This is a genomic window from Rhodoferax sp. (assembly GCF_010365055.1).
Classification (GTDB): domain Bacteria; phylum Pseudomonadota; class Gammaproteobacteria; order Burkholderiales; family Burkholderiaceae_C; genus Rhodoferax.
The window spans coordinates 30,943-42,565 of sequence record NZ_JAAFHA010000039.1 but is presented as its reverse complement, the minus strand read 5'-3'; the positions used below and the strand labels follow the sequence as shown (position 1 = coordinate 42,565).

The 11,623-nt window shown below is 63.4% G+C and carries 9 protein-coding genes and 1 pseudogene; 7 read left to right on the top strand and 3 right to left on the bottom strand.

All coding sequences use genetic code 11. The features are described from left to right. The 3 genes and pseudogenes from GZ093_RS10800 to gspF all read left to right on the top strand — a co-directional run. Positions 1 to 871: pseudogene (locus tag GZ093_RS10800) on the top strand (type II secretion system protein GspD); the annotation flags it as partial. A 23-nt stretch (positions 872 to 894) separates the two neighbouring features. After that, positions 895 to 2,283: an ATPase, T2SS/T4P/T4SS family gene (locus GZ093_RS10795; protein ID WP_296485750.1), complete on the top strand. Its 1,389-nt coding sequence runs from the start codon at positions 895 to 897 to the stop codon at positions 2,281 to 2,283. Between the two features lie 14 nt (positions 2,284 to 2,297). Beyond that, a complete protein-coding gene (gene gspF, locus GZ093_RS10790; RefSeq protein ID WP_296485748.1) occupies positions 2,298 to 3,533 on the top strand; it encodes a type II secretion system inner membrane protein GspF in 1,236 nt (411 codons plus the stop codon). Positions 3,534 to 3,561: 28 nt separating this feature from the next. Here the strand turns inward: gspF and GZ093_RS10785 are convergent, their stop codons facing one another. Beyond that, positions 3,562 to 5,247, bottom strand: coding sequence for an AMP-binding protein (locus tag GZ093_RS10785; protein WP_296485746.1), 1,686 nt, complete (start codon positions 5,245 to 5,247; stop codon positions 3,562 to 3,564). A 46-nt stretch (positions 5,248 to 5,293) separates the two neighbouring features. Then, the gene (locus GZ093_RS10780) at positions 5,294 to 6,031 is read right to left on the bottom strand and encodes a hypothetical protein (RefSeq protein WP_296485744.1); all 738 of its coding nucleotides are present in this window, start codon (positions 6,029 to 6,031) and stop codon (positions 5,294 to 5,296) included. A 68-nt stretch (positions 6,032 to 6,099) separates the two neighbouring features. Here GZ093_RS10780 and GZ093_RS10775 point away from each other — a divergent pair, with 68 nt between their 5' ends. Together GZ093_RS10775 and GZ093_RS10770 are read left to right on the top strand one after the other, a co-directional pair. Continuing rightward, on the top strand, positions 6,100 to 6,606 hold the full coding sequence (locus tag GZ093_RS10775; RefSeq protein WP_296485741.1) for a hypothetical protein: 507 nt from the start codon (positions 6,100 to 6,102) through the stop codon (positions 6,604 to 6,606). Between the two features lie 30 nt (positions 6,607 to 6,636). Continuing rightward, entirely contained in the window at positions 6,637 to 8,256 is a 1,620-nt protein-coding gene (locus GZ093_RS10770) for a GMC family oxidoreductase (protein ID WP_296485739.1), read from the top strand. Between the two features lie 162 nt (positions 8,257 to 8,418). On the opposite strand, the gene fliE is transcribed toward GZ093_RS10770, so the two are convergent. Further along, positions 8,419 to 8,736, bottom strand: coding sequence for a flagellar hook-basal body complex protein FliE (fliE, locus tag GZ093_RS10765; RefSeq protein ID WP_296485736.1), 318 nt, complete (start codon positions 8,734 to 8,736; stop codon positions 8,419 to 8,421). A gap of 175 nt (positions 8,737 to 8,911) precedes the next feature. Here fliE and fliF point away from each other — a divergent pair, with 175 nt between their 5' ends. Then, a complete protein-coding gene (gene fliF, locus GZ093_RS10760; RefSeq protein WP_296485735.1) occupies positions 8,912 to 10,600 on the top strand; it encodes a flagellar basal-body MS-ring/collar protein FliF in 1,689 nt (562 codons plus the stop codon). 23 nt (positions 10,601 to 10,623) lie between these two features. Next, entirely contained in the window at positions 10,624 to 11,622 is a 999-nt protein-coding gene (fliG, locus tag GZ093_RS10755; protein ID WP_296485733.1) for a flagellar motor switch protein FliG, read from the top strand. The last annotated feature ends 1 nt before the right edge of the window (position 11,623 follow it).

Below are 11,623 nucleotides of genomic sequence, written 5' to 3'. Positions count from 1 at the left end.
GGGCAAGGCCGGCGACGGCGTCATTGGCCTGTTGGGGACCAACTTTGGCGCCGCCGGCAAGAACATCATCAACCTGGCCACCGGTGCGGGCACCGTGGCGCCGGGCGCTGGTTTTAATTTTGGCGCTGTTCAGCGGAGCAACGGGGTCTACGTGCTCGGCTTCCTGGCGAATTTTCTGGAGACCAGCGGCAGCGGCAATGTGCTGTCCACGCCCAATTTGCTGACACTGGACAACGAGGAGGCCAAGATCGTGATCGGTGAAAACGTGCCGTTTGTGACTGGCTCTTACACCAACAACAACACCAGTGGCAACTCGGTCAACCCGTTCACCACGGTGGAGCGCAAGGACGTCGGGCTGACGCTCAAGGTCAGGCCGCAAATCAACGAGAACGGCACCGTCAAGCTGGTGATTTATCAGGAGACTTCGGCGGTCAAGGCCGGCACGGAGACGGCGGCCAACGGACCGACGACCTCCAAGCGCACGATCGAGTCCACCGTGCTGGTCGATGATGGCAGCATTGTGGTGCTGGGCGGTCTGCTGCAGGACAAGTATTCGGGCAACCAGGACAAGGTGCCCGGCGTGGGTGATGTGCCCTTGTTCGGCAATCTGTTCAAAAGCGAGGCGCGCACCCGCAACAAGACCAACCTGATGGTGTTCCTGCGCCCGGTCGTGGTGCGCGACGCACAAGCCAGCGACCAGTTGTCGATGGATCGTTACGACTTGATGCGCTCGGGCTTGAGCGCTGCGCAACCGGTGCCCAGCCAGTTGGTTCCCATCAACGAGGCGCCGCAACTGCCCGCGCTGCCGGGTACCCAGCCGGCCATCCAGCGGGTCCAGCCGCTTGGCCCAACGCCCGCCGTTCAACCCTAACTTTGCGTCGGACGCTGAACGCCATGCGCTACCCGCTGCCCTATGCCTTTGCCCGGACTCACCAGCTGCTGCTGGAGGATGAGGCGGGCGATCTGACACTGTGTGTGCACCCCGACTCGGGGGCCAGCGCGGTGAGCGAAGTCATGCGCAAGTACCCGGTGCGGCATCTGCAGTCGCTCGGGGCCCAGGCGCTGATCCAGCGCATCAGCGCGGCTTACGCCCAGGGCGAATCGAGTGCCGCGGCGGTGGTCAGCGAGGTCGAGAGCGACGCCGATCTCTCCAGAATGATGCAGGACCTGCCCGCGATCGAAGACTTGCTGGAAACCGCAGACGATGCGCCTATCATCCGCATGCTCAACGCGCTCTTGACGCAAGCGGCACGCGACGGCGCCAGTGACATTCATATCGAGCCCTACGAGCGTCATTCGAGCGTGCGCTTTCGGGTCGATGGCACGCTGCGCGAGGTGGTGCAGCCCAATCGTGCATTGCACGCGGCGCTGATTTCGCGCCTGAAGATCATGGCCGAGCTCGATATTGCCGAGCGCCGCCTGCCGCAGGACGGGCGTATTTCGCTGCGTATCGGCACCCGCGCCGTCGATGTGCGCGTCAGCACCTTGCCCAGTGCGCACGGCGAGCGCGCCGTGCTGCGTCTGCTCGACAAGTCGGAAGGGCGACTCAGTCTGGAAGCCCTGGGCATGCAGGGCGAGGTGCTCAAGCGCTTTGAACATCTGGTGACGCAGCCGCACGGCATTGTGCTGGTCACCGGCCCCACCGGCTCGGGCAAGACCACCACCCTGTACGCCGCCTTGAGCCGCTTGGACGCCAGCCACAGCAACATCATGACGGTGGAAGACCCGATTGAGTACGAGTTGGCCGGCGTCGGCCAGACCCAGGTCAACCCCAAGATCGACTTGACCTTTGCCAAGGCCTTGCGTGCCATTCTGCGGCAGGACCCGGACATCATCATGATCGGTGAAATCCGCGATTTCGAGACCGCGCAGATTGCGATTCAAGCCTCGCTGACCGGTCACCTGGTGCTCGCCACGCTGCACACCAATGATGCGACCAGCGCCGTCACCCGCTTGACCGACATGGGGGTCGAGCCCTTCCTGCTGAGTTCGTCGCTGCTGGGTGTGTTGGCGCAGCGCCTGCTGCGCAAGCTGTGCCTGAGTTGCCAGGGCACGGGCTGCACCGCCTGTGGCCAAACCGGTTACGCCGGGCGCTCGGGCGTGTTCGAGCTGTTGGTCACCGACGACGCCATTCGGGCCCAGATTCACAGCCGCGCCTCTGAGGCCGACATCCGCGCCGCCGCCCTGGCCGCCGGCATGACGCTGATGCGCGATGACGGCGAACGGCTGGTCGCGCTGGGAGTGACCTCGCGCGAAGAGTTGCTGCGCGTGACGCGTGACTAGCTTGCCGCATTGCCATGCCTGTCTACTCCTTTGAAGCGTTAACCGCCGACGGCGAAGCCCGCAAGGGCGTGATTGAGGCAGACTCAGCCAAGAGCGCGCGCAGCCTGTTGCGCACGCAGGCCTTGGTGCCGCTCAAGGTGGAGAGCGTCGGGGCACAGGCGACCGGTCAGGCCGGCGCCGCTGGCACCGGCTCCGGCCGCAGTTTGAGGCGGCGGGTGTTTGGCGCGACCGGACTGGCGATCTGGACGCGCCAGCTGGCCGGTCTGGTGTCCTCGGGTTTGCCGCTGGAGCGCGCGCTGACCTCGCTGTCGGACGAGGCCGAGCGTGACAATGAGCACCATCTGGTGGCGCTGTTGCGCGCTGAAGTGAACGGCGGATCGACCTTTGCCAAGGCCTTGGCGCAGCATCCGCGTGAGTTCACCCCCATTTTTGTTGCCGTGATCGGCGCCGGCGAGCAAAGCGGCAACCTCGGCCTGGTGCTCGAGCGCTTGGCGGACGACCTGGAGGAGCAGCAGGCGCTCAAGTCAAAACTGATCGGCGCCGCGCTGTACCCGGCCATCGTGTCGCTGGTGGCGATTGTGATTGTGCTGTTCTTGGTGACCTATGTGGTGCCGCAAGTGGCGCATGTGTTTGCCGGCAGCAAGCGCGCGCTGCCGCTGTTGACGGTGATCATGATTGGCACCAGCGCCTTTGTGCGCAGTTACGGTTGGCTGATGCTGGTTGCTATTATTTTTGGAGCTTTTGGCGCCCGTCTGGCGCTGGCTAACGCCGCATTTCATGAAAAGTTTGACGCCGCCTGGCTGAACCTGCCGATTTTGGGCAAGCTGTCCCGCAGCTACAACACCGCGCGTTTTGCCAGCACGCTGGCGATGCTGGCCGCCGCTGGCGTGCCGATTCTCAAAGCCTTGCAGGCCGCAGCGGAAACCCTGTCCAACCGCGCCATGCGCACCGACGCGCTCGATGCCTTGGTGCTGGTGCGCGAAGGCGCGCCGCTGGCCGCGGCACTGGCGCAAAAAAAGCGCTTTCCGGGGCTGCTTGCCATGTTCGCCCGCCTGGGCGAGCAAACCGGCCAGTTGCCCGCCATGCTCCAGCGCGCCGCCAAGCAGCTCAGCACCGAGGTGCAACGCCGCGCCATGCAGCTGGCCACCATTCTGGAGCCGCTCTTGATTGTGGTCATGGGCGTGGTGGTGATGCTGATCGTGCTGGCGGTGCTGATGCCGATCATCCAGCTCAATCAACTGGTGAAGTGAGCGAGCGCAAAGGCCGCTGCTGAGTCGTTTATTTGCCGGCGCGCAACTCGCGCCGCAGTATTTTGCCCACATTTGATTTCGGCAATTCGTCGCGGAATTCGATGTATTTGGGCTGCTTGTAGCCGGTCAAATTTTGCTGGCAATAGCGCGCCACGTCGTCTTCGGCCAGCGTCGGCTTGTTCTTGACGACAAAGACCTTGATCGCCTCGCCCTGTTTCTCATCGGGCACGCCGATGACGGCGCACTCAAGCACGCCATCGCACAGCGAGATCACATTTTCCAGCTCACTCGGGAACACGTTGAAGCCGCTGACCAGGATCATGTCTTTCTTGCGGTCCACGATCTTGGTGTAGCCGCGCTCGTCCATGATGCCGACGTCGCCGGTGCGCAGGAAACCGTCGGCCGTGAAGGCGTGCCGGTTTTCCTCGGGCTGGTGGTAGTAGCCGGTCATGACATTGGGGCCGCGGATGCAGATTTCACCGGATGACCCTTGCGTCAGCGTGTTGCCTTCGTCGTCCTTGATGGCAATGTCAATGCCGGGCAGCGGCAGGCCAATCGTGCCCGAAAACTCCTTGGCCAGCACCGGGTTGTTGGTGCCAATGGCGCAGGTCTCGCTCATGCCCCAGCCTTCGACCATCGGGCAGCCGGTGGTCTCAAGCCAGCGCTGGGCGGTGCCCTCAGACGCCGCCATGCCGCCCGCTTGCGTCGCACAAAGACCGGAGAAGTCCACACTTTTGAATTGCGGGTGCGCCAGCAGGGCGTTGAACAAGGTATTGACACCCGGCAACATGTGAAAGGGTCGTTTCTTCAGCGTCTCGATGAAGCCGCCAAAGTCGCGCGGGTTCGGAATCAGCGTCAGCTGCGCGCCCCAGCGAATGGCCAGCAAGGAGAGCGTGAGCGCAAAGATGTGGTACAGCGGCAGCGCCGCAATACTGTTGAGCTGGCTGATGTCGCCGATACGCGAGAGCGCCGGGGTGAACCAGGCCTCAGCCTGCAACACCGCCGCCACGATGTTGCGGTGCGTCAGCACGGCGCCTTTGCTCAGCCCCGTGGTGCCGCCGGTGTACTGCAAAAAGGCGATGGAATCGAGCGTGCTCGGCGCCGACTTGAAGGGCAGCGCGGCCCCGGCCGCGATCGCCTGTTTGAACGAGGTGGCGGTGCGGCCATTGGACAGCGTCAGCTTGTAGGGCGGCACCATCTTGGCGAGATGGCGCACGGCAAAGGTGATCCACTGGCCGTACCAAAAGCCCAGCAGGTCGCCCATGGAGGCCACCACCACATGTTGAACCGCGGTCTGGTCGATCACTTCGGCCAGCGTGGCAACAAAATTCTCCAGCACCACGATCACGGTGGCGCCGGAGTCGTTCAACTGGTGCTGCAACTCGCGCGCGGTGTACAGCGGGTTGACGTTGACACAGGTGTAGCCGGCGCGCAGAACCCCCGCCATCGTCACTGGAAACTGCGGGATATTGGGCAGCATGATCGCGACCCGCGCATCAGGCGCCAGGCCTTTGCTCTGCAGCCAGGCGCCCAGCGCGCCCGATAATTGGTCGAGCTGACCATAAGTCATCCAGCTTTCCATACAGACGGCAAAGCGGCTGCTGGCGTTTTTATGGAAGGATTCTTCCAGCAGCTGCGTCAATGACTGGTATTGCTGCGGGTTGACGTCATGGGCGACGCCCGGGGGATAGCTTTTGAGCCAAATATTTTCCATGCGGTTTCTCCTGGGCTCTCATTTTGAGCCAGAGTGGCCGTCCGCCTTACAGGGCTTGCCCCAGTATCTGGCTGATTTCGGTCTCACATGCGACAGCATCGCGCTCAAACAGGCGCCCGATCAGCCCGGCCTCGCGCTCGCGCACGGTGTCGAGAAAATAGCGGGCGCCGTCGCCTTTGCGCCCCATGGCGGCGAAGGTGTCAAAGCCTGATTCCAGAAATTGCTGCAGCGCACTCAGGCCCATCATGCGGGCCGGGCCGCGCATCATTTTGAGCATCATGCGCAGGCCCGGGGTGCGCGTGAGGCGGTCAAGTTCCTGGCCCACCGCCAGCACCGTGGCCAGTTGCAGGCTCCGGTCCGCAGGCCGACCGACCGTGCGCCAGGCGGCCACATAGCGCGCGGCCTCGCCCAGCGCGCCGTGGCTGAGCCAGTTTTGCGCCATAGCCAGATCAAGCTCTTCGGTCAGGTGGTGCAAGTGCGCCATCGACACCGCGGTTTGCACCACCTGCTGCGGGAACAGCCGTTCCAGGCCACTGGCAATACGCGCAAACTGCTCATCGCGCAAGCTGTAGTCTTTCTCGCTGTAGAGTTCCTCCAGAAAGAAGGTGGCCGCGGGCCGGTATTGTTCGGACTGCAGCAGGTCGGCATAAGTCCCGGCAAAGCGGCGCGCCTGTAATCGCTTGACCGCGCTGAGGGCCTGCGCCAGTTCGGGGTTGTCGATGGCACTTTGTCGAAGTGCGCTGACGCGCGTGACCGCGTCGCGGATGATGTGAGTGGCTTCCATATAAACCCTGAGTCTACCTAGGTGCCAGGCTCTAAAAATTGCGCACTTTTGCGTGCCATATTCGAAGCATGCAAAGAAGAACCTGGTTGAAGTTGGGGGCGGCATCGGCCACGCTGCTCATTCTGGCCGGTGGTACGGTCGCCTTGCTGCAGCCCGGCTTGCAGCAGGGGCGTTTGAGCCCGGGCGCGCAAGAGGTGTTCACCAGCGTGGGGCGTGCCATTTTGGACGGCACCCTGCCCAAGGAACCCGCGGCAAACCAAGCGGCGCTGGCGGGCTTGCTGCAGCGCATTGATGCGCTGGTGCAAGCGCTGGCGCCCCATGCACAGGCGGAGTTGTCGCAACTGCTCGGCATCCTGGGTACTGGCGTTGGACGGCGCACGCTGGCTGGGCTGGCGCCCGATTGGCGCAGCGCCAGCGTCGCCGAGGTGCAGCAGGCCTTGCAGTCGATGCGCAGCTCGCGTCTGGGCTTGCGCCTGCAAAGTTACCAGGCGCTGCATGAGATTGTGGGCGCGGCCTACTTTTCAGACGCCAGCACCTGGCCCGCGCTGGGCTACCCCGGCCCGCTGAAGATTTAAACCAACCCTTAACCGAGGCGTCTCCCCGCTATGAGCAGTTTGCAGGATCCGATCCGCGAGGGATTGAAGCGTGGCTGGAAAGTGCTGGGCGGCCCGCATGGCGCGCGGCCCGAGAAAATAGTCTGCGATGTGGCCATCATTGGCTCGGGCGCCGGCGCCGGCATCAGCGCCGAATTGCTGGCGCGCGCCGGTCTCAAGGTGGTGATCATTGAAGAGGGGCCGCTCAAGAGCAGCAGCGACTTCAACCAGAAAGAGGCCCAGGCCTACCCCGCGCTGTACCAGGAAAGCGCGGGGCGCAAGACCTTGGATAAGGGCGTCACGATTTTGCAGGGGCGCTGCGTGGGCGGCTCTACCACCGTCAACTGGACCAGCTCCTTCAGAACGCCGATGGATACGCTCAAGTTTTGGCAGCAAAATTTTGCCTTGCCCGACTACACCAACGATGCGCTGGCACCGTATTTTCAGCAGGCCGAGACGCGCCTGAGCATGGGCCCCTGGCTGGTGGCGCCCAATGAAAACAACGACTTGCTGCGCCGCGGCGCGGCCCGGCTGGGCATCCCGGCGGCGGCCATTGCGCGCAACGTCAAGGGCTGCTGGAACCTGGGCTCCTGCGGCCTGGGCTGCCCGACCAATGCCAAGCAGTCGATGCTGGTGACCACCCTACCCAAGGCGCTGGACCTGGGTGCCACGATGCTGGTCGAAACCCGGGCCGAACAGTTTGAGCTGCTCAAGGGGCGCGTGCAGTCGGTGCGCTGCATCGCGGTCAAGCCCAACAGTGCCCCAGACGACTCTGGCGCCCCTGCGACCACCATCGTCGCCAAGCATTTTGTGCTGGCCGGGGGCGCGATCAACTCGGCCGCCTTGCTGCTGCGCTCCAAGGCGCCGGACCCGCACGCGCGCCTGGGGCGGCGCACCTTTTTGCACCCGGTGGTGATGTCGGCGGCCATCATGAACCAGAAGGTTGAGGCTTGGGCGGGCGCGCCGCAAACCATCTACACCGACCATTTTCTGGGCACCCAGCCGATTGACGGCCCGATCGGCTTCAAGCTGGAGGCGCCGCCGCTGCACCCGGTCATCTTTGCCTCCACCGTGTTCGGTTATGGCCAGGAGCAGGCGGCGATGCTGGCGCAGTTTCCGCACACCCATGTGCTGTTGGCGCTCTTACGGGACGGTTTCCATGCGGAAGCGGCCGGTGGCCAGGTCAGGCTGCGCGGTGACGGCTCCCCCGAGCTGGACTACCCGCTGACTGACTTTGTCATGGCCGGGGCGCGCCGGGCCCTGCTGGCCATGATGGAGATCCAGTTTGCCGCCGGCGCACGCCAGGTGTTGCCGATGCATGAAATGGCCCGGCCCTGCAATAGCTGGGCCGAGGGCCAGCAGGCGGTGGCGGCGCTGGCCATGCAGCCTTTGCTGACCAAGGTGGTGAGCGCCCATGTGATGGGCGGGTGCGGCCTGGCTGGCGCCGAGGCGCTGGGGGTGACGCGCCCCGACGGCGTGCATTGGCAGCTGAACAACCTGTCGATTCATGACGGCTCGATCTTCCCGACCAGCATCGGGGCCAACCCGCAGCTCTCGGTCTACGGCATCGTCAACCGGTTGACGCAAGGCTTGGTCAAGCGGCTCACCGGTCAGGACCTGACGCTGGCGTGAGGCGGACTGGGGCGCGGGGCGGCGACCCGCACACTGGACGCGCCGCGCCAGCACCGGCATCAGTTTGCTACTGTAATAATAGCTATATAATAAGAATCTACGTGGGCTGGAGGCTGATTTGGCTTGAAAAGTCTCTTGAAAGCTGCGGCCGCAAAATGCGCCTCACACCTGCATGTTCATGATGTCGGTATAGGCTTGCACCATGCGGTTTCGCACATGCAGCGTGGCCTGAAAGCCGATTTGCGCTTTCTGGATCGCCACCATGGTTTGTTCCAGGCTGACCTTGGGGTTCTCCATTTGCACTTCGGTCTGCAGGCGGGTGGCGTCGTTTTGCGCGGCGCTGACCGAGCTGAGGGCGCTTTTGAGCGCGCCCGAGAAGCCGCCGTCGGCACCCCCCGCGACCTGGTTGGCTGACAGGCGCGGTGCCAGCGTGGGGCGCACCGTCGTCGGCATGGTGGTGGGGGAGAGTCGGAGTTCCATGGGGCGGTCTTGCCTGATAAATTGGGAGTTGAGTGATGCTAGGGCGCACCCGGCAAAACATTAATTTGAAGTAGGGGGTAAAAACGCGGCTTATCGGACTCATGTTTTGGCAGCCGGGTCGAATAATCGTCCGCATTGGTGGTGCAAAATCGCGCCACACCGACCTGGAACCCATATGTCTGCCGCTTCCGCCATCCCTCTCAACCCCACGCTGTCGCAGCGTTTCTCCGGTCTGGACCAAGGTCAGCGGCTGCGCATGGGCTTGGGTCTTGCGGTGTTCATTGCCATTGGCATCATCGGCTTGATGATGGGGCGTCAGGCCGAATGGCGCGTGTTGTATGCCAATCTGGCTGACAAAGACGGCGGCGCCATCGTGGCCCAGCTGTCCACCATGAACATTCCGTACAAGTATGCCGACGGCGGCGGCGCGATTCTGGTGCCGGCCGACAAGGTCTATGACACGCGCTTGAAGCTGGCCTCGCAAGGCTTGCCCAAAGGGGCGGTCGCCGGCTTTGAGACCATGGATACCAACCGCTTCGGCATGACGCAGTTTCAGGAGCGTCTGGCGTACCAGCGCGGCCTGGAAGGCGAATTGACGCGCTCGATCCAGGCGCTGTCCTCGGTGCAGAGCGCACGGGTGCATCTGGCCTTGCCGAATCAAAACGGGTTCTTTCGCGAGCAGCAAAAGCCGTCGGCCTCGGTGCTGGTCAGTTTGAATGCCGGGCGCACGCTGGACCGGGCGCAGCTGGCGGGCATTGTGCATTTGGTGTCGTCCAGCGTGCCCGAGATGAACGCCACGGCGGTGAGCGTGCTCGACGATTCCGGCAAGCTGCTGTCAACGCCGCCCGACGGTGCGGACGGCGCCGGTGGCGGTGATGCGCAGCAGCTGCAGTATGTGCAGCAGTTGGAACAGCTCTACAGTCGCCGCATTCTGGACATTCTGGAGCCGGTGGTGGGGCGCGGCAATGCCCGCGCCCAGGTGACGGCCGAGCTTGATTTCTCACAGACTGAGTCAACGTCAGAGTCGCACAAACCCAATCAGACGCCCGATTCAACCGCGATCCGCAGTCAGCAGGTATCGGAAACCAGCGGCGCCAGCGGCCTCAGCGCGCCGCCGTCAGGCGTGCCGGGTGCCACCAGCAACCAGCCGCCGGGACCTTCTTCGGCGCCGATCAACGGCGCGCCCCAAGCCTTGACCGCCGCTGGTGCTGGTGCTGGCGCCGGCGCCGGCGTCGGGGGTCGACGTGAATCCATCATCAACTACGAGGTCGACAAGACGGTCAAGATCGTGCGCGGCGGCACCGGCATCGTCAAGCGCATCAGCGCCGCCGTGGTCGTCAACCACCAGTCGGTGACCGATGCCAAAGGCAAAACCACCACCACGCCTTTGAGCGCGCAGCAGATCGAGCAAATGACGGCTTTGGTGCGCGAGACGGTTGGCTTCAACAAAGAGCGTGGTGACTCGGTGAACTTGATGAATGCGCCGTTCACCATGGAAAAAGCAGTCGTCGTGGACTTGCCGTTCTGGAAACAGCCCGAGTTGCAGGATCTGGCGCGCAGCTTTGCCTGGCCGCTGGGCACGCTGTTGTTCGGCGCCTTGGTACTGCTGGGCGTGATCCGTCCGGCGCTCAAGACCCTGGCGCAGTCGCAACCCAGGATTTCGGGCTCATCCCACCAGTTGAATGCAATTGAGTCGGAGGCGCCTGAGCGGCCGCAACTGGCAGCCCCGGCCAGAGGCGGGGAGCTTGTCGGTCCCACCAGTGGTGAGCTGGCTTTGGATGATGCGCGCAAGTTGACGCGCGACAACCCGGCGGCGGTGGCCAATATCGTCAAGACCTGGATCAATGGCGAGGCGCCGGCCTGATTGGGCTCGCTCGGGATCACAAGATGAATCAAACAGACGGACTACAAGACGCGGCCATTCTGATGATGTCGCTGGGCGAGGCCGAGGCGTCGGAGGTGTTCAAGCATCTGTCGCCCAAGGAAGTACAGAAACTGGGCGAGGCGATTGCCAAAACCAAGGCCATCACGCGTGAACGGGTGGATGAAGTGGTGGACCGGTTTACCGGCGTGGCGGCTGCCCAGAGCCTGCTGGTGTCCAATTCGGGCGACTATGTTCGCTCGGTCTTGCGGCGCGCGCTGGGGGACGACAAGGCCGCCTTGTTGATTGACCGCATTCTGCAGGGTGGCGATGTCTCCGGCATCGAGAGCCTGAAATGGATGGATCCGTCGTCCGTGGCCGAGCTGTTGCGCAATGAGCACCCGCAAATCGTGGCGGCCATTCTGGTGCATCTGGACTTTGACCAGGCCGCCGATGTGCTGAAGTTTTTTGCCGAGCGCCAACGCAATGAAGTGATGCTGCGCGTGGCCACCATGGAGGGCATTCAGCCTTCCGCCTTGAAGGACCTGAACGAGGTGCTGTTCCAGGTGCTCGCCGGTGGCGACAAGGTGCGCAAATCGTCGCTGGGCGGCATCAAGACGGCCGCTGAAATGATCAATCTGATGGGCACGGCGATTGAAGGCACGGTGATTGAATCGATTCGCAACCATGACCCGGACTTGGCGCAGAAGATCATGGACAAGATGTTCGTCTTTGACGACGTCATGAAGCTCGACGACAAGGCGATCCAGATGGTGCTGAAAGAAGTGTCTTCCGATGTGCTGATCGTCGCACTGAAAGGCGCCCAGCCCGAGCTGAAAGAGAAATTTCTGGCCAATATGTCGTCGCGCGCGGCCGAGACGCTGCGTGAAGACCTGGAGTCGCGCGGCCCGATGCGCCTGTCCGAGGTGGAGTCCCAGCAGAAAGAAATCCTGAAGACGGTGCGCCGCCTGGCCGACGAAGGCACCATCGTGATCGGTGGCGGCGCAGATGATGCGATGGTCTAGA